Source organism: bacterium (genome assembly GCA_013360215.1).
GTDB lineage: Bacteria > CLD3 > CLD3 > SB21 > SB21 > JABWCP01.
This window is the reverse complement of the sequence record JABWCP010000014.1, coordinates 48,408-72,686: the sequence shown is the minus strand read 5'-3', so window position 1 is coordinate 72,686 and position 24,279 is coordinate 48,408. Positions and strand designations below refer to the sequence as shown.

Genomic DNA, 24,279 nt, shown 5'->3' with positions numbered 1-24,279 from the left:
TCGCTACGCTCGCAAGACTTCCTGCAATGTTCTATCACCAATCTCAATCCTTCTTTCCCTTCTATCCAAAGGGGGGTACGATGTTGCTTCCGTTTCCCAGGCGAATTGCAAGATGGTGTTGCTTAATCTTAATCGTTTGGTTATGTTATCCATTATCTTAATCCTTTCTTGTTTCTCATGAAGTTGACAGAATTTCTTTTTCGTTACCGTCGTTCGATCGGTCCGGTCGCCACATTGGTGGCTATTGTGATTTTAGAGTTGGCCGCCGGTCAGATACAAAATTATCGTCCCGGTTCGATTGCTCTTCAGGCGTTGATATTTTTTTCCGTGCTGCTCGGAGGACTGCGTTCAGGTTTGGTGAGCGCCGTACTACAATTTTTATACCGTCTGTATTACATGCTGGATTTTGGCCATCCGTACAATGAAGCTCCGGAACAGTTTTGGACCATAGTTTTTTGGATTATCGTCAATACGTTTGCGGTATTGGCTATGGCTTGGCTTATGCAGCGTTGGCATGCGGCGGATGCACGGCGCATTCAGCGTATTAGTCAGGATTATGATGTGTTGCTGGAGTCTTCATCCGATGCCGTATTTATCATGGGATCGGATCGGCGCTATCTCTCCGTTAATCAAAAAGCGTGTGCGATGACCGGTTATTCCCGTGAAGAACTTCTTACAATGGGGCCATTGGATCTGATCGATCCCGATACGGCGCATACCCTGGATACAACGCTGGCCTTGATGCAAAAAGAGGGAAAGTATCTGGGCGAGCAACGATTTAAGAGAAAAAACGGCACTCTTTTTTATGTGGAAATTTCCGCAAAAGTATTGAATGACGGAAGAGCGCTCGGTATCGTACGCGACATTTCCGATCGCAAGCGGCGTGAGCAGCAACTCTATGAAAGCGAACAACGTTTTCGCGCTTTGATCGAAAACAGCAGCGATGTTGTTACATTGGTAGATCAGCGCGGCACCATACTCTATACCAGCGCTTCGATCAAACGGTTACTGGGCTACGAAACATGGGAAATTTCAGGCCGCAGCGCATTTGATTTTATTCAGAGTGACGCGGATACGGTCCAACGTATTTTTGAGTCGGTTCGTCGCAGAGAAAATCGGCGCGTGCATCTATCGGTCCCGCTTCGTCACAAAAACGGCAGTATTCGTTGGGTGGAGTTTTCGGCGATCAATATGTTTCACGTACCGTTTGTCCAGGCTATCGTTACCAACTATCACGACATTACGGAACGACGTTTCGCACAAGAAGCATTGCGCCAAAGCGAATACAATCTGTCGGGGGTCATCGAAAATACGACGGATTCGATTTATTCCGTCGATCGGAATCTGCGCATAGTGGTTCTCAATTCGGCCTTTCGCGTGGCGTATGAATCAGCTTACGGCGTTGTATTGCAACCCGGCATGGCCATTTTGGAATATTTGCCAAAGGCGACAGCCGACGAGTGGAGAAGTTATTATCAGCGTGCTCTGGAAGGAGAACGGTTTGTCATCGAAAAACTGTTTGAATTTGCTGGGATAAGCCATTATTACGATATCAGTTTTTATCCGCTGCGCGATGCACAACATATAATCACCGGCGTCAGCGTATTTTCCCGCGATGTGACAGAACGTATGCAATCTCGGAAAATGATTTCTGATAGTGAAATACGGTATCGTCAAATGTTTGAAAACAATACGGCCATCAAATGGCTTGTGGAACCGGAAAGCGGGCGTATCGTGGATGCTAATCCTGCAGCTGCCGCATTTTACGGGTATACGGTCGATCAGTTAAAAAGCCTAAGGGTTTGGGATATCAATGTGTTGCCTGAAAAAGAAGTAAGAGAGCGCATAGCGCAGGCCATGGAAGCGCAGCAAACCTATGTTGATTTTCGGCATCGTCTGGCAAACGGGGAAATAAAAGAGGTCGAAGTACGAACGGGTCCGGTGGTGATCGGCGAACGCAAATTACTTTTTTCGATCATTCACGATGTCACGGAGCGGCGCAAAGTGGAACAGGCGTTGATTGCGTCAGAAAATAAATACCGATCTATTTTTGAAAACATAACCGAAGGTATTTATCAGGCCACGGAAGAAGGAAATTTTATCACGATCAATCCGGCGTTAGTGCGGATGCTGGGTTATAAGACCCATGACGAAGTCATGCGGCTCAATCTCAATCGTGATATTTATGTGCGGGCTGAAGATCGTTTGCAATTCAACGAAAACACGCGAGCCCAGGGCATTGGGCGATATGCGGAAGTATTCTGGAGAAAAAAAGACGGCGCCATTATACAAGTGCGTTTGCACGATCGTGCGGTGTATGACACCGGAGGACGTTTCCTTTATTATGAAGTAGCCGTTGAAGATATTACCGAATCGCGGCGGCTCGAACAAAATCTTATTCAAGCGCAAAAGATGGAATCGGTAGGCCGTATAGCCGGCGGTGTAGCACACGATATGAATAATATGCTTGCCGTAATTTTACCGACGGCCGAGATGCTCAAAAATTTTTCAGCGTCGCCCGAAATGGTAAAAACGTATGCCGAAAATATTGCTGCATCGGCGCGGCGAGCGGGTGAAATAGTCAAACAATTGCTAGTCTATGCACGGCAAACCCCGCTGCGCATCACGCGTATTCATATCAATGATCTGATCCGTGAAACGCAAGCGATGGTGACGCATGCATTTCCCAAACAAGTGCGTTTTGATATACGTTTGGATGACAGTATTCCTGCGATGGATGTGGATCAAACGCAAATACAACAAGTCATCATGAATCTTCTTGTCAATGCGCGGGACGCTATGGGCGAGCCAGGCGGCCTGATCAATGTACGTACGCATTCGGTAGAGTTTGACGGAGAATCGGCCGAACTGCTCAACCTGCCGGGCGCCGGCGTCTATATCGAATGCATTATCCGCGATTCGGGCGTAGGTATGGATGCAGGGACATTGCAAAATATTTTCGAAGCATTTTATACTACCAAACCGGAAGGCCAAGGCACCGGCCTGGGTTTGGCTGTTGCAAAAAGTATTATCCTCAATCATGGCGGAACCATTATGGTAGATTCCAAAAAAGGCGAAGGCGCCGAATTTAGATTTTATCTTCCTGCATCCCGAAGTAACGAGTCGGCACCCGTGCCGGAGATTGAAAAACCTTTGGAAACGGGTAAAGAAACGGTGCTTGTCGTGGATGATGAAAAAGCCATTCTGAACATATGCTCGCGCATACTGGAAGAACTGGGGTATCGTGTAATTACGGCACAAAGCGGAATGGAAGCGGTGCGTTTGTATCAGCAGGAAAAACCCGATGTCGTCATGCTCGATATACAGATGCCGGAGATGGACGGCAAACAAACACATGCGGCTCTGTGCGGGATCAATCCGATGGCAAAAATATTCTTTGCTACCGGATACGCGACGCCGGATGTGGTGCGGGATATTCGTCAGAATCTGAAGTCTACAATTATCGAAAAGCCCTTTTCGATTGATACCTTATCCAAAGTGATTCGTACTCTGCTCGATCAAAACTAATGTTATACTTTGCGGTGTACCAAAGTGGATGTAGCTTGCGCTTTGGGCATCACGATCATTTCGTTGATATTGACATGCGTCGGGCGTGTCGCTGCAAATAAAATCAAGTCGGCTATATCCTCTCCTCTAAGCGGCGCGATGCCTTCATACGGTTTTTTGGCGCGCTGGGCATCACCGCGAAAACGTACTACACTAAATTCCGTTTCGACTAGACCGGGGTCAATCGTCGTTACGCGCACCGGCGTATCCACGAGGTCAATCCGCATTCCGTTATTGATTGCACGTGCGGCGTGTTTGGTCGCACAATACACGTTTCCGCCGGGGTAGGTTTCATGACCCGCGATGGATCCCAGATTGAAAATATGCCCTCTGCCGCGAGCGACCATGCCCGGGATAACAGCGCGACTGACATAGAGCAAACCTTTGACATTGGTATCAATCATTTCTTCCCAGTCGGCGATTTTTCCTTCATGCAGTTTGTCCAAACCGCGCCCGAGTCCGGCGTTATTGACTAAAATATCAATGGCCGACCATGCGTCAGGTAGAGTGCGTACAAAATTTTCTACGGCCGCGTTATCACGAACATCCAGGGAAGCGGTATACGACGGCGTTCCGAATTGTTCTTTCAGTTCGTTGGCCAGTTTTTCAAGCTTTTCTTTACGACGGGCGGTGAGAATCAATTTTCCTCCGGCCTCGGCAAATGTGCGGGCGGTCGCTTCACCGATACCCGCGCTGGCGCCGGTGATAAGAATAATACGATCTTTCACGGAATAACCCATATTTACTCCTTGGATGTTGACGATGAATCATCACGGATAAATTCGCGATGCAGAAAGTTTTGATCGTACCATTCCATGATCAGTACTTTCAGAATGGCCGTCACGGGAATAGCAATAAAAAGCCCGAGCAGCCCGAGCAATTTACCGAACACAAAAATCGAAAAAATCATCAGCACCGGGTGCAATCCCAATTTTTCACCGACAAGGCGCGGTGAGACGATACCCAGATCTATGATTTTGATGCAGGCGATCACGATCATGATTTTGAGAACCGCGCTGCCGGGATCGGGATTGAGCAACCCCATGATGGCGCCAACAGCAAATGTCAGAAGGTAACCCACGTATGGAATGAGGTAAAACAAACCGAGTGTTATTCCGATGATCGTGGCAAAACGGATATCCAAAATAAAAAGAATGACCATGGAAAGCATACCGAGCGTAAATGCCGTCAGAAAAATCCGGCGAATATAAACGCTGAGAATTCCGTCAATACGAGTATACAGCTTTTCAAATTTTGCTCGATGTCGCTCCGGCGTACGTGATCGGATACGCGCGATATTCTGGTCAAAATCCCGTAAAAAATAAAATGTAATGAAGGGAATCAGAATCAGATTGATGAGTTGCGTGATCAGTGAACTCAGCCCGTCGGACAACGATTGCGCGCTTTGCGTAAATTCACGAATAAGGCCGGTGATTTTATTCGTTGTTTCCGATTCGATCATGGCCATGATTTTTGCGGTATCCATGCCCCACGATTGCAAAAAACTCAAGGCGTCCGGATTCAGATTACGTTTAAAATCTTCGTACGAAGGGAAAGTGCCGGCCAACGCGGAGACTTCGCCTGCAAATTGCGGAATGACTAAAAGCCCGATGGCAAATAATGTTCCGAGTATTGCCAATATGATAACCACAATGGAAGACGTGCGGGAAAATTTGCGTTTTTCGAAACTGTCCACTACCGGGTCAAAGAGATATGCTAATGCAAAAGCGATCAGAAAAGGCGTGAAAATTTCACGCAACTCGTTAATCAGCCATAACATAAACAGCGTGAAAATCAAGGCGATGAGCACGCGTATCGTTTTATGATCGCGAAACGGAAGTAAAAAGGCGATGATGACCGTCGCTAATATAAACGGTGAAAACACATCTTTTATGGTGACAAACCAAAAACCAAAAAGAATGGTGGCAATCAAAGTGATGAGTAAAAAACGGGGTTCTTTTTCATTGATCATAGTGACTGGCAATCTATAGAGAATGTCTGAAAAAGGCAAAGTTGTTTCTTAAAGTGAATTTTCGTTTTTACTTTTCCAGGCTCGTAACGAATTGAGATTAAAGATCATATTGCCATAACAGCGGGAGTTTTAAATCTTTTTAATACTTATCCCGACCGAAAAGATCCGGCGCTTACTGAGTCCGGCGGGCTTTGGGATTCGGTTCAGATGGGTTTTAGCGGTGCTTTTGTTTTCTCTAAACTCATGTATCGGTTCTAAATTATTTTAAGTCATAGTTAATAATACAAAACCCGCTTCACGGCGGGTTTTGTATTTAATCTATCGACTAAAATGTGGACATGCGTTTACCCCATCATTGCCAATATTTCATCCAGCCGTCGTTGCGTGCGTTTGCGCAGGCGCTCGTATATTCGGCGGTATGTGCGCTCGACGGAGTTTTGTGCAAATCGGTAGAACATATATCGCACGATACGAATCAATACAGGCTGTTCATCAAAAAGCCGCAGCTGGCGTTTGATGAGCTGAAGAAGGGTAATATCTTTCATCAACTGCTCACGCGTATCGGCATCGGGCAAAATGTAGGGCAAGTAAGCCTTGCGCAGGTTATTATCAAAAGTACGCTTGAGCATACTGCCGAGTCCGTATTTAGCAAAGGATTCGCGTGAAAGCATGCCGCTGCGCAAAGCCGCGTGAATACCGTTTTCGGGGATGCCTTCTTTTTTAGCAATCCACAGCGATGCGCGATAGGCATGCAGCAGATCTTCCCAATAGTCCGTCGCCACTTTGCCGATTTCCCATATTTCAAAACGACCGGGATACGCGGTTTCAAAAACCTGAAACATGTTCTTTTTGAAAATGCGCTCGAAAACCGTGGCGAGGCCAAACCGACTGAAGAGTTCGCGATTAATGGTTTTATCTTTGATACGTTCGGGTATTTCGGCCGGTATGATTTGCATGCGCCGCATGAGCCAGTGTATCGCTTTCACGACGTTTTGTCGTCCTTCTTCGCCTTGCCAGAAAGCATTCGGTACGCTGCCTAATTCCCACGGCATAAACTCAGGGTATGCCGCACCGATACAACGTGAAACCGATTTGTAATACTGCACAAACATGTACGACAATCCGTTTTGTGTAAAGGACGATTTGGTTACACGATCATCCCGCAGAGCTTTAGGAATATCCGTTTTGGCAATGCCGAGTTTTTCTTCGATCAGCCACCGAATGGCCATCGTTCTGTTTTTTTCTTCCGTCCAAAATCCGTCTTCGACATGCGCCATTTCCCAAGGCATGACGAGATCAGGATAGGCATTGCGAATAATTCGATTCAGCGAATAATTGAAAAATCGTGCCACATTGCGCAAACCGATCGCACTGAAATCGCGCGCCGTATATTCTTGCAGTGCGTCCAGCGGTCGGGTTTTCAAAATATGTTCGACGGCAAATTGCGTCAAAATAGCGGCTCTTCGGTTACCGTCCGTAGCTAAAAAATGAATCGGGAAACGTGCGTTGATGCCCAAAAAAACATTTTTATAGCACGTGATGATTTGTTCGTCTGAAAAAGTTTGCCCTGCATGGAGATGCTCCTGCAATGGCGGCCCGTCGGGATACATCGCCATCATGCGATCTATGTTAGACTGAAGATAGGATTCCGATTCCGCCAAAAGCCGGAAAATACGTTCATTCCACGAAAAGTCGCGGTCTTCGCCGAAAGAATTTTTAAGAATCCGGCGCAGGTATTCCAGTTGAGCCGGGGTTAAACGCGAGCTGAGAAAATCCAGTACCTGATCCGCCGATACCGTTGCAAGCGCTGATGCAGGCGCTTCGTCATCGGCGACATGTACGTCAAACTCATCTTCGAGTTTGTTGATAGAAACGATATGACGTTTGCCTACATCGGGGTACCACGTCTTAGCTAACCGTTCGATTTCTTCGCGAATAACAGGGCCGTATATTTTTTCCGAAAAAGGTTCTGTTTCGATCAGTCGCACAAGGTGCTCCGTTCCAAAAACAGACTGCGCCCAATCGGTAATATCCATACCCGAACCATCGGCTAGATTTTCACGTGCTTCGATCAGGCGCATGGCGAGCCGGATACCTTGATCATAGTTATCGGCGATCACAGGGCCGGAAAGTTTGGTTGTTTTCATGCCTGAATGTACATCCCACGAACCGGTAAAACAATGTGTTTGATGAAATCCCTGAGCAGCTACGGCCATAATCTATCTCCGATTATTTTTTAAACTCCCGGTTCGAAAAACGATGCCGGGAGTTTTTTTACCAACAGAAATCAAACTCTTAGATAAAGCAGGCTTATATATGATCAGGTATGGAGATATACGATTTTCGCAGTATCCTACATAACCGATGTCGTGTAAGCATGTAAGAATGCGTAAAATGGTAAGTGATTATTGGAAATGATGCTGAAAATAAAGAAGTTTAGAGCAAAAAACAGCTTGCTTTTGCCGGCATGAGATCATATATTTGCGCAGATTTTGTGAACAAGTGGTTTTTTTAACCCTAAACACCATAAAAATAAAAACTTAGCACTTAGGTAGATTGGGTGTTGGTAGCCTTAAGTGCAAGCATTAAAGGAGAAACCCATGCTGAAGCGTGTTGTATTGTCCGTAGCGACGCTGACCCTCGCTGCATTCGTTCTGATCGGTTGCGGCGGTCCCCCGAAAGAATTGATCGAAAAAGCCACGGTTGCTATGAAAAAAGCTACCGAAGCTAAAGCTGATGTGTATGCTAAAGAAGCGTTTGATGCAGCGAATGCCGCTTTGAACAAAGGTGCTGAAGCTGTGAAGAAAAGCGATTGGGACGGTGCGAAGAAAGCTTATACAGAAGCTGCCGCTCAGTTTGAAGCTGCTGCTAAAGCCGCTCCTGAAGCAATGAAAGCTAAAATGGAAGAAGCCAAAGCCGGTATTGCGGCCGCTAAAAAAGCTTGGGAAGACATGGGCAAAGACAAAATGCTGATGGCTGCTACCAAACTGATGAAAAAAGGCGACAAAGACAAATATGATGCTATGGGCAAAGAAGTCGAAGGTGCTGTAAAAGGCGCTGAAGGCATGATGGAAACCGACCCGATGGGTGCTCTTTCCAGCCTCGCTATGGCTACCGAAAAAATGGATGCCATGAAGAAAATGGCAATGCCTGCTAAGAAGTAATTCAAATTTAGTTTTGAATAAACCCCGGATACTTGTATTCGGGGTTTTTTTGTAAATATTCCCATAACCCTTAAATAAACGGAGAATCCTATGTTAAAACGTATGATCGTATCCGCGTTGACTGTCGCTATGACAGCATTTGTACTGATCGGTTGCGGCGGTCCCCCGGAGCAGGAAATTGCTAAAGCTAAAGCTGCCGCGAAAAAAGCCTCTGAAGCTAAAGCTGCTGATTATGCCAGCGAATCGTTTGCAAAAGCCGAAGCTAAAATGAAAGAAGCCGATGGCCTTGTGGCTAAGAAAGAATGGGATAAGTCCAAAGCCGCTTACGTCGAAGCCGAAAAGCTCTATAACGAAGCCGCTACCGCAGCTCCGGCCGGTATGGAACAAGTGAAAACATCCACGGATGATTTCATCAAAAACTGCGAAACGACCTGGACGAAAAATGAAAAAGCCATGATGGCGGCGGCCGGCAAACTCAAAGCGGCGGACAAAAAAGAAGTGGAAACAACCTATGCCGGTTGCAAAGCTAAATTAGAAGAAGCCAAAAAACAATTTGCCGCCGGTGATTTCAAAGCTTCACGCGCTACGGCCGATGAAGCCGCTATGATGTACGGCAAAATCAATGAGAAATTGACAGCTAAGAAGTAATAACTGAATAGCTGATTTTTTTAAGCCCCGGGATTTTTTAGTTCCGGGGTTTTTTATTGTGATCAGATGATACCCGTGGCCAGAGCGCAGGCAAGGGCGATAAGAAATAAAGCCACGCTCTTTTGTAGTAAAGCAATGGTCATTTTTTTAAGAAACCGATTTCCAAGAAACGCACCGCCAAATGCGCTCGAGATGGCTATGAGCAGTAACGGCCAATGGGCTGCGATGTTTTCCTGAAAAATAGAAAACCCATAAACGCTTAATCGCGTTATGTCAATCATACATGCGATGACGACACCGGTGGCAATAAAACTTTCTTTACCGAGACCTAAACGAAGAAGAAACGCGCTGCGCAGAGCGCCTTGATGCCCTGATAACCCGCCAAAAAAACCGCTGAGAATCCCGCCGTATGGTAAATATTTAGGATCAAAATGTATCTGTGACCAAGCCGGTATGATCTCTAGCAATGCAAAAATGATCATGACAATAGCCATGATTATTTTTTCCCATCGTATATAGAAGATCGTATGACCTAAGTAATAACTCGCAACAGGCTCCGATGCGGACATCCATGTAAGCAATTCGGCCCCGGCGAAAGCAGCTACGATGGCCGGGATGCCAAATCGCAGGATCACGGCTTTATCGGCAAAGAATCCGGTAAGTCCCAGTTTGAAAATATTATTTAAAAAATGAACAACAGCGGTCAATGCGACAGCTGTGTGAACCGGAAAAAACAGAGCAAAGACCGGCATCAAAATTGTCCCCAGCCCGAAACCCGAAAAAAAAGTAAGCGCGGATGCCGTAAAGGCTGCAATAGCAATGAGTAAATAATCAATCATAATAAATAATAAAGAGGTTATTTTCGTTCTTCAACAGATTTCCTATGAAAAATATTTTACATAACACCGATTTTATTATATATTGTCCGGCATACCCTCCTTGTCTAAAGGTTCTACATATATGAAGATCAGAATTTTTTGCGTTTATATCGCATTGAGCTTGTCGTGTGTCTTATTGGCGCAAGTAAATACTGAAAATTTACGCAAGTATAATGCGGATCGAGGATTCCATCATACCGTAGGTTTTAGTCTCGGTCTCCAAGAAGGCAATTCCGAATCCCTGAGCATGAAAAGCAATTACCGCTTGGATTGGCTTACCACGGCATATTATTCTTTTTTTGCCGCGAATTATGAGCGTGCCGAAAGCCGGGGAAAACTGTATTCGCATAAAGGATTTATGCATTTGCGTGTTACCCGAAATCTGAGCGATTACGTAATTGCCGAAGGTTTTACGCAGAAAGAATTTAATGCGTTTATTGACCTTAAAGATCGTCAATTGATCGGCAGTGGTCTACGCTATGAAATTATGCGAACGGATTCGGGGCGCAAGTCTCCAGTATTGGTATGGGCTGTCGGTGCTGGATTGATGTGGGAGCGTGAAATGTATGAACACAATGAGCCGACCGTCCGAAAACTACGCTCCACTAATTATTTATCCATACGATGGAATCCGGATGATCGGTTAGCATTTGTTGCTACGACCTATTATCAAGCCGATACGCGCGCGTTTTCCGACTACCGTCTATTACATAATACGAGTATGACCATCGCTCTCTGGAAAAAATTGAGTTTTGTGACGGCCTTCAATGCGCGGTATGATCATCGCCCGGCACCCGGGATTCGCACATATGATGTTGAATTGAGTAATGGTGTTAACATAGTTTTTTGATTTATGGCGCGTAAAACCCCAAAGCGAGTTTCATCTAAAAAGAAGAGTCCCCCAAAGACTCTTCGAAAATTAGATAGCACGCGACAGCATGATGCCCTGCTGCATCTGTATCGTCTGCGTAAAGGTTTTGACGCTTTGGTGCGTGCCGCCGTACGTATATCCGCCGACTTGCAATCTATTGATCGCGTCAGTGTCTGGTTATTCACGCCGGACCGATCGGCTATCCAATGTGTCGCACTTTACAGTCGGGAGAAAAAAAAATATTTCAAAGGGGACGTACTTTTAGCTTCTAAATATAAACCTTACTTTAAGGCATTGAATTCCGGCCGGTCATTACTGGCGAAGAATGCTCACAAAGATCCCCGCACCAGTGCTTTTACGGAAGATTATCTTTTGCCCAACGGGATCGGCGCGATGATGGATGTACCGATCTGGCAGGACGGCCGCGTGATCGGTGTTTTGTGCCATGAGCATGTCGGAGGATCACGCCGATGGGCCCGACGCGAAGAAGAGTTTGCCAACGCTGTAGCCGATTGTATCACCGGCTCAAAACATGCGGAAGAAAGACGCCAAGCCGAAATACGGTATCACGCTTTACTCGAAGCGTCGGATGACATGGTATTTATCGAGGACTACTATCGCAATGTGTTGTACATCAACCCTGCTGTCGAAAAACACACGGGATACACGGCCACAGATTATGATTTTAACGTACATCAACATCCGTTGATCTATCCGGAGGATTTGCCTAACGTCAATCGTTTCATAGCGGATTTTATACAAAGCGAAGCCATGTTTTCTAAAACTTTGGAAAACCGTTTTGTGGATCGTTGGGGAAGATTACGCTGGCATTCGTCCGTACTTAGTAAAATCGAATACCTTCAAAAACCGGCCATTCAGTTTGTTGTCAGCGACATCACCGGGCAAAAATTTGCCTTAGACGCATTACATCGCAGTGAAGAACGATTTACGATGCTGGTGCGCCAACTACGCGATCTGATCACGATTGTCGCAGCGGACGGTACGATCCGGTACGAGAGCCCCTCCATATTTCCGATGCTCGGTTATACGCAGGACGAGTTGCTTGGGCGCAATGCATTCGATCAGATTCATCCGGAAGACCTTGAAGTATTGCAAAAAACTTTTGAATCCTTGCTTCGTGTGCCGGGCGAATCGGCTACGGCTATGTACCGTTTTTTACATAAAAACGGAACGTGGCGTCACTGTGAAAGCGTCGGTGTCAATTTGCTTTTGGATGCATCCGTTGAGGGAATTCTCATTACGACACGCGATGTTACCGAACGTGTGGAAGCTGAACAGTTGCTCAAAGAGCGGGAAGAGCGTTACAGAAAACTAGTCGAGTCGTTCCATGATGTACTTTTTATCACAGATTACAAACGCAATATGCTGTATGTCAATCCGGCGATGGAACGTCAAACCGGTTATACACTCAATGACTTTCGTTTTCCGCCCGATGAAAACCCTTTTGTTCACCCGGAAGATTTTGGAAGAGTCAATGCGCTTATTGACGAATTTGCACAAAGCGCGAGGACCCATTCCGGCATCATAGAAAATCGTTTTATTGATCGGTGGGGAAAGATGCACTGGTATTCATCAGTGATTTCCAAAATAGAATACGACGATCAACCGTGCCTGCAGTTTATTTGCCGTGATATTTCCGACGTACGTCGTTCTGAAGAAGCGTTGACCCAAAGTGATCAAAAATACCGCGCTTTCATTGAGCAAAGTACGGAGGGTATTTATCGCCTTGAGTTAGATGAACCAGTTCCGATTGATTGGATGCCGGAAGAGCAAGTGGCTAGTATATTTGCCGGAGGCTATATCGCCGAGGCCAATACCGTACAAGCGCTGATGTATGGCTTTAATTCGGTAGAGGAGTTAATTGGCTTACCCCTCAAAACCTTACTTCTGCCAAATGACCCGCATAACGTGGCCTACATGGTGGACTTCGTAAAATCGGGTTATCATTTTGCCAATCAGGAATCGCACGAAGTGGATAAGTATGGCGCGCAGAAGATATTTTTGAACAGTGCCATAGGTATTGTCGAAGACGGAAAACTTACGCGTATTTGGGGGACGCAAAAAGATATAACAGAATTAAAAAAATCAGAAATAGCGCTCAAACAAAGTGAAGAGCGGTATCGGGCATTTGTGGCCAACAGCTCCGATGGCATTTGTTTATTTGAATTTGAAAAACCGATTGCCGTGAACCTACCCGTCGAAGATCAGATCGCATCTTTTTTTGAAACGGCCTTTATCAGTGAATGCAATAGTACGTATGCGCTCAGTGAAGGCTATCGTACACCGGATCAGCTTACGGGGAACAAAGTTTGGCGCGATGAAGCTACGGAACAAACGGCACAGCGCGAGTGGGTTGCACACTTAATTCGTAACGGTTATTCAGCGAGCGATATCGAGTCGGAAAAAATATCCGAAGATGGTTCCAAACGATTTTTCATCAATAGTTATACCGGTGTCGTGGAGCAAGGTTTCTGGAAACGCGTATGGGCCGTACGCAAAGATGTAACCGAACGACGTTTGGTTGAAGAGGATTTAAGGAATAATGAAGCCAATTTAGCGGCAATTCTTGAAAATTCGCATGATTCCATTTGGTCCATCGACGCCGACTACAGGATTGTCACCATCAATTCGACATTCCGCGATGCGTATTTTGCGGCATTTGGGGTTCGATTGGAAGTCGGAATGAATGTGATTGACAGTATACCCGACGATCTCAAGGCCTTATGGAAGGCAAGGTATGAACGCGTCATCGTTCGCGGCGAGGTATTTATGGAATCGGATCACTATGATCTGGGCGGCGAGTCGCGTGATTATGAAATTTCTTTTTTTCCGATCCGCACGGACGACGGGATTATTCGCGGCGCTTCCATTTTTTCGCGCGATGTGACTGAACGTGTGCGAAGCCGGGAAGCCGTGGAACGTCGTGAAAAATACTATCGCGCGTTGATTGAGAATGCGTTGGATCTTATCAGTATTATTTCAGCTGATGGTACGATCTTGTACGAAAGTCCTTCCGTAGAAAAAATAACCGGGTTTACGCCTAACGACCTTATCGGTAAGAACGTGTTAGATTTTGCCCATCCGGAAGACCGTCCCTTAATTCGCGAAGCCTTCCAAACCGGAATTCATCAAGGGCAAAAAATAGTCAATGTCCATTTTCGATTTTTACACAAAGATCATTCATGGCGCACATTGGAAGTGACGGCCCATAACCTATTGCATGATGCGGTTGTCGGCGGCATCGTGGTTAATTCGCGTGACATTACGGAACGTAAAAAATCGGAAGAAGTGTTGAGGCAAAGTGAAGAAAAATTCCGATTACTTGCCGAAAACCTTCCGGGGGTCGTGTACATGTGTGAAAACGATGCTGATTTTACGTTCATTTATACCAGCGAAGCGATTTTGGACATCACGGGGTATCCGAAGGAAGATTTTTATGACAGGCGAATAAGCCTGAGCACGATGTATCATCCTGATGATGTGGCTATGATCAATCATATTGTTCATACCGCCGTGCGGGATCAACATTCGTTTAGTTTAACTTATCGTATCCAACATCGCGACGGAAGTTGGCGGTGGTTATCGGAAGTCGGTTCCGGTGTGTATGCGGATGGTAAACTTTTATACATCGAGGGATTTATTTCTGATATCACCGAATTACGGACGGCAGAAAGTATACTTCGCCAACGCGATCTTCAGTATAAAACATTGGTCGAGCAAGCGTTGAATCCGGTGTATGTTTTGCAAAACGAAAAAATCGTAATTGTCAATCCGGCGTGGGAAAAACTGTTCGGTTATACAGCGCATGACGTATCACAACCGGATTTCTCGATATACAAGATTATCGCACCCGAGAATAAGCCTATGATCGAAGAGCGAATGGAACGGCGACGTCAAGGATTACCCGTATCGGATTTGTATGAACTAAAGGTAATCACCAAAGACGGTCGCATTCGTGATTTAGAAGTGCGGGTAGCTGAAATTTTATGGAATGACACACCGGCTATTCAGGGTGTATATTATGATATAACGGATCGCAAAAAAACCGAACGCGCTCTCGAAGCCGAAAAAGAGCGGTTATCTGTGACACTGCGTTCGATCGGTGACGGCGTGATCACGACGGATGTGCAAGGACGGATCGTTTTGATCAATCGTGTTGCCGAAGTATTGACCGGATGGACGCAAGAAGAAGCGCAAGACAGACCGATCGAGGATATTTTTCATATCATCAATTACAAAACCAAAGTGCGTATTGCGGAGCCGGTGCGTCGGATCATTCAAAGCGGCGGCATTTTTGAGCTGGAACAAAATACGGCGTTGATCGCTCGTGATGGCACAGAACGATTGATAGCCGACAGCGGTGCGCCCATCCGTGACAAAGAAAGTACGATCATCGGTGTGGTACTTGTGTTTCGTGATATCACAGAGAAACAAAAAATAGAAGAAGAACGCCTGAAATCTATCAAACTGGAATCGGTCGGATTACTTGCCGGTGGTATTGCGCACGACTTTAATAATATTTTGACAGCGATATTGGGTAATATTTCACTGGCGCGTATGGAACATCAGCAGCATCACTATGATAAAATTGATGATATATTATCCCGCTCTGAAAAAGCCGGATTTCGCGCCAAAGAACTGACGCAACAATTACTCACGTTTGCCAAAGGCGGATCGCCGGTCAGGAAAACGCTGACCATCAGTGAATTGATTCGTGAAGCGGCGGACTTTATGATGCGCGGATCCAATGTGTTGTGTGAGTATGATATGCCGGATGATTTATGGCCTGCCGAAATCGATGAGGGACAGATCAGTCAAGTGATTCAGAATCTGGTGATTAACGCTGTTCATGCGATGCCGGACGGCGGAGTTATACATATAAAAGCAGAAAACGTATACTTAGATGAAAATGCGATCATGCATCTTGCGGCAGGAAAATATATTCGCATGGGAATTACCGATCAAGGTGTCGGCATTGCGTCGGAATATTTGTCTAAAATTTTCGATCCGTATTTTACAACCAAACAACGCGGTAGCGGCTTGGGTTTGGCTACTTGTTATTCCATCGTAAAGAACCATCAGGGCGCAATATCCGTCGAATCACAACTTGGCGTCGGTTCTGTTTTTACGGTGTATCTGCCGGCTTCGGAAAAACAAGTGCAACAACAATCGGCCCCGCAAAAGGAACTTGGAATGGGCAGCGGAAAAATACTTGTCATGGATGACGAAGAAGACATCCGGGAAATAACCACACGTATTCTGCGTAAGTTTGGTTACCAGACGGATTCCGTCACTGATGGCACAGATGCCATACGCGCGTTTACGACGGCACGAGATGCCGGAGTGCCGTATGATGTCGTGATCATGGATCTCACGATTCCCGGAGGTATGGGCGGAAAAGAAACAATAAAAAAGCTTTTAGAAATTGATCCGAACGTTCGCGCCGTCGTCTCAAGCGGCTATTCCAACGATCCGATCATGGCTGATCACAAATCGTATGGGTTTAAAGGTTATATCATCAAACCGTTTCAGGTGGATGCATTTCGTCAATTAATATACGACGTGATCAATGATAAAAATGAATAAAAAGAGCTTGCGTCGTTAGTATGTCGCGACTATATTGCGTCCGATTTTTTAAACGCGTCCATAGCTCAATTGGCAGAGCAAATGACTCTTAATCATTAGGTTCAAGGTTCGATTCCTTGTGGACGCACAAAAACCTGAGTTGTACAGACTCAGGTTTTTATTTTTTTGCGTGATTTATTTTGATGATAATGGAATGGTTAACTTAGTGTGTTACACATTCTGTGCGTTATTGTAGTGGGTTTCAATCATTAAGTTTCCTGTTGCAGCGGGATTCGATTCCTTGTTTACATAAAAAGTAATTATGAAGAAATTGTATTCTATTTAAAAATATTATATTATATTACGTAATAAATAACATTTTATTATTAATCAAATCCTACGTCTATGTTCAAATCTCTTCTATCTATGCAATGTGATGATTTTTATTTTCTCTATTTATTTTTAATCTTCTTAACCGTTTCGTGCGAGTCAGTTTCTACGGTTAATAATTCCGGTGAATTTGCCAGTACGTTTGGTCTTGTAGGTGCCGAACAAGCCAGCGTCGTAGCCGCCACGCCGGAGGGAGGAATCTTTATCGGGGGGCGCACCAATAGCCTGAGAGGGCAATATGATTTATATCTCGTACTTTTCAATAAAAACATGAAAAGCGTATGGGCAAAAACCTTGGGCGGGAATTATTTTGATGAATTGACAGACGCTGTTGTTGACGAGGAAGGTTATATTTATATCATTGGAACCATCTGTAGATCCAGCGCTGATACGAATGCGGTCGTAGGAAAGTTGTCGCCCGACGGAAATCTTGTTTGGACATACGAAGTCGAAGGTCCTAGCAGTACATATGGTGTTGCTCTGGATATGGGTACGGATGAATCGGTTACAGGCGTTGCATACGAGAAAACGGTTTTGCAGGAAGATGGCCATGTTTTGGTATTTAGAATCAGCGACGATGGGAAATTAATTTGGCAAGAATCGGTGACTTCTGACATTCCTATAGAACCCAAAGATATTCTTATCACACCAGCCGACGATATTTTCATTGGTGGACAGACGATACAGAATACCCCTTATAGTAGCTATAGTGATGCGTTTTTGATCAAAATGAACAATCTTGGTCAAACCACATGGTTAAAAACATACCATAGTTTGATTGATTCTGCTACAGGGCTTATTCCAAATCGTGATGTGGCTCGAGCTTTGGCTTTTGAAAGCTCCGGGCATATTGTAATAGCAGCGAGTTCATTATTGTCGTTCCCTCATTACGGTCACACGGATTTTTGGTTTGTCCGGGTGGACTTAGATGGTAATATAATAATGCAAACTAAATACAGAGAACAGTTTCGTGAAGATGCTTTCCCTATTCTTCGTCCGCATGCGCTCTCTCGATTGAGCAACGGTGACTATATTGTAAGCGGACGTTTTTATGATCGCTTTGTCGGGCCGAGATATCAAATGTGGGTAGCGCGATTTACAGCGCAGGGTTCTGCGGTTTGGAGTAAACATTATGGAGATGCGTTGGATGATGAAGGTATGGGGGTGGAAGTGATAAGAAATTCCATCTACAGTGCGGGATATACTTTTACGGACTCCAATTCGACCGATATTTATCTTTTGAAGTTGGATTTGAATGGAAACGTAAAACAATAGCATGTGTGGTAACAATGTGAACTCGGATCAGTTTGAGGCTTTTGTAATAACATATTAGCTCTCAGTAAAAAGCATTCATTCATCGAGTATGAATGAACGTGAAGATGTTGGAATTATGATATCACAGATAAACTTGTATTTTTTTTGACAACTCAGATATCGTCTATGTATGGAGTCTGAACCGGTGAATATGGTGAACGCCGCATGTATAGTGTGCCCATGGATTGACAGAAAACAAATTACTGGCGCCATCATAAAACAAAGATTGACTAGCGATGATCAACTCCAGACGTATGGCGCCGACTACGATGTAAAGTAAATCAATGATGTAGGTCGCTAATACTGAGCTAATGCTTTGATGTATTGCGCACGTTCCATGGCCGATGGGTCGTCTTTGGATTTTTGACTCATGCTGCCGCGGATATGGCTCAATGATTGGCACTCGTGAATATCCATCCAAAGCTCTATATCACGCAGTAATTCCGTAATGTGAGAGATGCCGTTTTTGAGTAAGGCGGAACACACCATCGTTACCGAAGCGCCGGCCATAATCATTTTGATCGCATCTTCGTGGGAATGTATGCCGCTTGTCGCTGCAATCGGGGCATGCACCTGACCATACAGGATCGCTGTCCAGCGCAAAGCAAGCCGTAAATCGGTTGAGTCACTAAGATTGATATTAGGAACAACTTTGAGCGAGTTAAGATTAAAATCGGGTTGATAAAAGCGATTAAAAAGAACAACACCGTCCACGCGCGTTTCGTCCAACCGGGAAACAAAGTTAGCTAACCCTGTGATATGAGGGCTGAGTTTGACAGAAACAGGGATCTTAAGATTTTTGACGGAACGGACGACGTGTATGAATTGATCTTCAATTTGCGCAGAATTTTTTTTAGGATCTGCGGCGATGTGATACAGATTCAGCTCCAGCCCGTCAGCGCCTGCCGCTTCAATGGATTTGGCGTATTGTAACCAACCGTTATCCGAAGATCCGTTGAGGCTGGCAATGATAGGAATTTTAACAACTTCTTTGGCTTTGCGGATATGCTCAAGATAAGCATCAGGATTATAATGCGACTGATTGAGTTCGCGTAAGTAATCAAAGGAGTTTCGGAAGTCCTCACTTATTTTGGAGGCTTCTTGTACTAACTCCATCGCATCGTGATAAATCTGCTCTTCAAACAACGAAAATAGTACAACAGCCGCAGCCCCCGCATCTTCCATTTTCCTGATATTGTCTAAATGTTTAGATAGCGGAGAAGCCGAAGGAACAATCGGGTTTTTTAACGTAAAACCCATGTACGAAGTGGATAAATTCGCCGGCATATATGAAAACCTCGCAGATGGTTGGACGTGGTAAATTAAAACATGCGGCATTTATATACAAGGATGTTCCTTGGTGTTGACAATTACGGAATTTTTTACGACCATGCGACGTTCTAGGAATGTATCTCACAGATACCAATGTTCTTTTGCAATATGGGGACGAACTGGATTCGACGGGTATAGGGTGCTTTGGGTCGCATGCCGCGCTTTTTCTGTGTGCGCGTAAAATAAGCGGAAACCAATACTCAACAATAACGCATACGCGTTGGCTGCCTAAGGATTAATTTCCTGCAGTCCGTTTCGGCCATCTCCCGTTGATCGGAGTTAGCTGAGATGTCATTTTTGATCGACTAGCGAAGGGCCAATGCTCGGAGGTCTGACGCGAAATACTATCGAGCTCGCCGGTTTGCTTTTTGGACGTTTTTTATGAGCCGGTTAAAAACCAAAACAGTCCTACGCATGTAGATGCCCTTAGGAACTTATATTCGGACACGGGTTCAATTCCCGTCGTCTCCACGAATTCTAAAAGCCGCTTCAATATGAAACGGCTTTTTTTATATCTTACATATGGAAATTATGTATAATTATTATTGATTCCTGTTTGGGATTGATAAATTTAATTATATTATGACTACTGAAATAGTATATACATTATGCTATTGTGCATTTCTAAACCAACCTTAGAATCATCATCTTTTAACGACATTTTGGGTAAATGAAAATGAATAGAGATTGGAGTGACTTTAAAGCGCTACATGGGAATATTGAGGGCGCAAGGAAAGCATTTGAAATTGCTTGTGAGAACTTATTTAGAAAAATGTATTCCAATCAGGTCGTAAGTCAGGTTGAAGTAAAACATGGAGATGGAGGGATTGATGTTTTTATTGGGAAAATAGGAATAGAACCAATAACAGTAGTTCAATGTAAGTTTTTCTTGGAAAGTTTTTCCGATAGTCAAAAACAACAAATCAGAAAGTCATTCGATACCGCGAGAGAATCCGATAATTTCGAACTTAAAAGTTGGATTTTATGTATTCCATCGGTTTTAGATATTGATCAAGCGCGTTGGTGGGAGAAGTGGAAGAGTGAGAAAATTGTTGAGCATAGTAAAACAGATGAATTCATTAAACTGATAAATGGAAATGAACTAATCAATCTACTTAAAGAGAAGGATCTTTATAATACAGTTTTCAGGATAGAAGATTCACTTAGAATTCAGGAAATGCATCAAACTATTTGTGGTGCTACACAAACAAAGGAATCGGATACTTACATCTTAAAAAGAAGATCAAAACCTGATTCGGAAACGATCCTATTTAATAGCTATTCCCAAAAAAGCGAACCTTTTTATTTAAAAAGGAAAATAGACGACGAATTTATAAAATTTCTGAGCATAAATAATATATGGGTTTTCGGAAAATCGGGAGTTGGGAAAACAACGTTAATAAATCGAAATTTGTTGATTTCAGATATTGATTACTGTTTCTGCGACCTTAGCCCTGTAAATATCAGAACGTCAAACGACGTTTTAGAAGAAGTTCTTTGTAGAATTGAAGACAAGTATTCCAAAGAACGAAATCAATTGGAACAGAACGTGATAAAACAGATAGTTCAGCTTCTGGCCGAAGTAAACAGAGAACGAAAAGTAATAGTAATAGATGAGTTACCGTTAATTGATATAACTCTTGTTAGGAAAATATCAGATGATCTAACAAGTTTAGTAAACTACTATGGTAATAAAAAAACAGATAATAGTTTAAAGTTTGTAATATCTACCATTGCAGATCCATCTATCTTAATTAAGAATTGGTCAAAAGCATCTGATTTTTTTCAATATATAAACTGTAATAACGGATGGAACGAAAGCATTGAGTTGCTTTTTTGTTTAATTCAGGACGCATTACGATTAAACCTAGACACATTTAAATGTAAAATAATCGAGGCCTCTAGTTGTTCACCAAGAAGATTGAAAGCAATTCTTAGAAGAGTCGTTAGTTCGGAAGTATTAAATGCGGAAATTATTGATTCAATAATCAAACAAATAAATCAAGAAATAATAGAATGAAAGAAAAAGTTTTAAAAAAATATACAAAAATTCCACCCCATTTATACGTTGAACGAAACGCCGATCTTCAGTTGAAAAATATAATTGAAGAGATGCAAAGGCCGGGGTACGTTTTGGTGGCAAGACAAATGGGTAAAACAAACTTACTATTTCATGCCAAGGGTACTCTTGAAAACGAAAAGAGGTTATTTGCTTATATTGATTTATCAAATTTATATGATAACGAAGTCGATTGTTATAGGAATATTATTAATATCATTGTTGAGTCCAATCTCGGCGTTATTGGGAATATTGAAAACGACATAGATCAAATTAGGAGAAAATCACTTTCTCCACATAGCGAATATTATCGTTGTCTAAAGTTAATTCTAAATAAAATTAATTGTGAATTAGTTATAATTTTAGATGAAATCGATGCTCTTAAAAGCATTTCGTACTCTGACAATATATTTGCTCAAATAAGAAGTACTTATTTTTCAAGAACAAATTTCCCTGAATTTGAAAGATTAACTTATGTACTTTCTGGTGTTGTTGAGCCTACGGAGTTGATAAAGGATAAAAATAAATCACCGTTTAATATTGGCGAAAAAATATATTTAGATGATTTTACAAAATCTGAACATGATGATTTTATATCAAAAAGTGGATTACAAATATCAACTTTAATTTCAAACGAAATCTATAAGTGGGCAAACGGTAACCCAAGACTGACATTTGATATTTGTTCAGACGTGGAAAGTCTTGTGATAGAAGGACGTTCTGTAACTGTTGATCTTATTGAAGACTTAATTAAAAAAAAATATTTAACTTTTTTTGATGTCTCCCCGATAGATCACATTCGAGAGCTAATTAAGAACAATAAGCAGTTAAAAAACGCGTTAATTGCTCTTCGCAAAGGTAGGCCTGAGGAGTTTACTGATGAGATTAAAAGTAAACTCTATTTGTTCGGAATAATAAGTTCTAATTTTGAAGGAGAAATTAGAATCAAAAACAAAATTATTGAAGAAAGTCTTTCAGAAGAATGGTTGACATCGATTAAAGATAATACTCATATAGATGGATTAATAAAGTATTCTAATGAAAGTTATCATGAAGCTATAGAGATTTTTGAAAGTGTAGATCAAGACTCACTATCGAACACAGATTTAGAGTCTAATAGATATTTCCTAGGCCTATCATATTTTAATGTAAAAAATTATAAAAAAGCAATGCAAATTCTTAGTGATGGTTTCTCTGAAGAACCATTCGTATTAGATTACAAACCCTATTTAGGTGTGTGTAAAATAGCTGTTGGAGAAAAAAACGAAGGTATATCTATCTTAGAAGAGTACATAAAAGGTGAGAATCACAATCGTGCATATCACATTGGACTGTTAAATCTTGCTATTTCTATTGATGATCAAAATCAGGCACTCAACTTACTTGAAAAGCTCTTTAGTTCGACATATAAAGCAAGCGGAGAAAAAAAGGAATACCTTAATAAGATAAGATCTCTATCTCTATATTACCAGGCAGTTATATATAAAAAAAAAGAAGATGTAGAATCGGCTTTAGAGCAAATCAACAAAGCTCTTGAGTTTTGTAATGTTTCAGATTCTCTTTTTTTAAAATATCAAAAATATGTTATTTCTCAACAAACTGATGTTTCTATAAAAGACGATATTTTTAAAACTATCCTTAGTAGTTCAATTCTGAAGATCGAAAGTGATTCGCATCCAATTGGATTTAATAAAAACAATCTCTTGCTGTATTTGGAGTTAGCTTTCGACAAAGATAATTTAGACAACTTTTCTTTACTTTTAGACTACTCAAACAAGAATTTTTTGAAGGATATAACTAAACCTGAAATAATATACTCTATAAGTAAATTGTCCAAGCTAAAGAGAAACGAAATTCTCAAATACTTAGTAAACAATTTAGATGAGACAAATGAAACGTTGTTGTATAAGGCGACTAAAGAAATATGCCTTATTGATCTGGCAAATTTGACAGATAACGTACACTTTAATAAGTATGTGGAATTGTTTAGTGGGAATGCGTTTATTGATCCGAGCGATATATATTTATTCGCAGTAGCAATCAAGAGTTTGTCAGATAGTTCAGAGATAAATAAGGCGCTTAGCATAGCCAAAATAATTGAACTTAAACTTAAAGAGACTATTGACGATGAAACAAAGTTTGAATCGTTAATTATTTATTATTGGATGTCAAACTTGTATTTTTCATTACGAGATGGGAAAAAGTCCATGTTGTACGCCGACCATGCGTTGGAATTACTGGAGAATTCAAGCAGAAAAAAAACATCAGTAATCGATGAAAAAGGAATCCAAACAATAAAGAATCAGTTGCTTCAAATAAAAAACTCACACGAGATTTTCATGTTATTACTTACTTCTAAAAAATTTGGCAGAAACGATATTGTCGAAGTAAAGTATCCTGATGGAAGAATTGAAAAGAAAAAATACAAATATGTTGAAGCCGATGTTTTAGCTAAAAAGTGTGAGATAGTATGAAGTTTGTACTCACCAAAGAATGAT

13 protein-coding genes, 1 tRNA gene and 1 other RNA gene are annotated in these 24,279 nt (G+C 42.8%); 10 read left to right on the top strand and 5 right to left on the bottom strand.

What is annotated here, in order from left to right:
- Window positions 1–177 precede the first annotated feature (177 nt).
- Window positions 178–3,528, top strand: a complete 3,351-nt coding sequence (locus HUU58_10340) for a PAS domain S-box protein (GenBank protein ID NUN46068.1) — start codon at window positions 178–180, stop codon at window positions 3,526–3,528.
- 2 nt (window positions 3,529–3,530) lie between these two features.
- Here HUU58_10340 and HUU58_10335 read toward each other — a convergent pair whose 3' ends face one another.
- From HUU58_10335 to HUU58_10325, 3 genes are all read right to left on the bottom strand, one after another.
- Window positions 3,531–4,307: an SDR family oxidoreductase gene (locus HUU58_10335; protein NUN46067.1), complete on the bottom strand. Its 777-nt coding sequence runs from the start codon at window positions 4,305–4,307 to the stop codon at window positions 3,531–3,533.
- 2 nt (window positions 4,308–4,309) lie between these two features.
- Window positions 4,310–5,539 carry an AI-2E family transporter gene (locus HUU58_10330; GenBank protein ID NUN46066.1) on the bottom strand — a complete coding sequence of 410 codons (1,230 nt, stop codon included), beginning with the start codon at window positions 5,537–5,539 and terminating at the stop codon, window positions 4,310–4,312.
- 344 nt (window positions 5,540–5,883) lie between these two features.
- Window positions 5,884–7,755, bottom strand: a complete 1,872-nt coding sequence (locus HUU58_10325; GenBank protein NUN46065.1) for a hypothetical protein — start codon at window positions 7,753–7,755, stop codon at window positions 5,884–5,886.
- Window positions 7,756–8,139: 384 nt separating this feature from the next.
- Here HUU58_10325 and HUU58_10320 point away from each other — a divergent pair, with 384 nt between their 5' ends.
- Together HUU58_10320 and HUU58_10315 are read left to right on the top strand one after the other, a co-directional pair.
- Window positions 8,140–8,703, top strand: coding sequence for a hypothetical protein (locus tag HUU58_10320; GenBank protein NUN46064.1), 564 nt, complete (start codon window positions 8,140–8,142; stop codon window positions 8,701–8,703).
- 90 nt (window positions 8,704–8,793) lie between these two features.
- Window positions 8,794–9,351, top strand: coding sequence for a hypothetical protein (locus HUU58_10315; protein ID NUN46063.1), 558 nt, complete (start codon window positions 8,794–8,796; stop codon window positions 9,349–9,351).
- A gap of 62 nt (window positions 9,352–9,413) precedes the next feature.
- Here the strand turns inward: HUU58_10315 and HUU58_10310 are convergent, their stop codons facing one another.
- Entirely contained in the window at window positions 9,414–10,187 is a 774-nt protein-coding gene (locus tag HUU58_10310; GenBank protein ID NUN46062.1) for a sulfite exporter TauE/SafE family protein, read from the bottom strand.
- A gap of 124 nt (window positions 10,188–10,311) precedes the next feature.
- On the opposite strand from HUU58_10310, the gene HUU58_10305 reads away from it, so the two are divergent.
- From HUU58_10305 to HUU58_10290, 4 genes are all read left to right on the top strand, one after another.
- Window positions 10,312–11,079 carry a DUF481 domain-containing protein gene (locus tag HUU58_10305; protein ID NUN46061.1) on the top strand — a complete coding sequence of 256 codons (768 nt, stop codon included), beginning with the start codon at window positions 10,312–10,314 and terminating at the stop codon, window positions 11,077–11,079.
- 3 nt (window positions 11,080–11,082) lie between these two features.
- Window positions 11,083–16,707 (top strand): PAS domain S-box protein, encoded by a 5,625-nt coding sequence (locus HUU58_10300; protein NUN46060.1) that lies wholly within the window; start codon window positions 11,083–11,085, stop codon window positions 16,705–16,707.
- Window positions 16,708–16,761: 54 nt separating this feature from the next.
- Window positions 16,762–16,834 (top strand) — tRNA-Lys (locus HUU58_10295).
- Between the two features lie 257 nt (window positions 16,835–17,091).
- The gene (locus tag HUU58_10290; protein ID NUN46059.1) at window positions 17,092–18,351 is read left to right on the top strand and encodes a hypothetical protein; all 1,260 of its coding nucleotides are present in this window, start codon (window positions 17,092–17,094) and stop codon (window positions 18,349–18,351) included.
- Between the two features lie 336 nt (window positions 18,352–18,687).
- On the opposite strand, the gene HUU58_10285 is transcribed toward HUU58_10290, so the two are convergent.
- A complete protein-coding gene (locus HUU58_10285; protein ID NUN46058.1) occupies window positions 18,688–19,677 on the bottom strand; it encodes a dihydroorotate dehydrogenase-like protein in 990 nt (329 codons plus the stop codon).
- Between the two features lie 155 nt (window positions 19,678–19,832).
- Between HUU58_10285 and ssrA the strand changes: the two genes are divergently transcribed.
- The 3 genes from ssrA to HUU58_10270 all read left to right on the top strand — a co-directional run bounded on the left by ssrA (window position 19,833) and on the right by HUU58_10270 (window position 24,255).
- Window positions 19,833–20,196: a transfer-messenger RNA gene (gene ssrA, locus HUU58_10280) on the top strand.
- A gap of 202 nt (window positions 20,197–20,398) precedes the next feature.
- Window positions 20,399–21,742 (top strand): AAA family ATPase, encoded by a 1,344-nt coding sequence (locus HUU58_10275; protein ID NUN46057.1) that lies wholly within the window; start codon window positions 20,399–20,401, stop codon window positions 21,740–21,742.
- On the top strand, window positions 21,739–24,255 hold the full coding sequence (locus HUU58_10270; GenBank protein ID NUN46056.1) for an AAA-like domain-containing protein: 2,517 nt from the start codon (window positions 21,739–21,741) through the stop codon (window positions 24,253–24,255). Before HUU58_10275 ends, HUU58_10270 begins: the two co-directional genes overlap by 4 nt.
- Window positions 24,256–24,279: the final 24 nt, after the last annotated feature.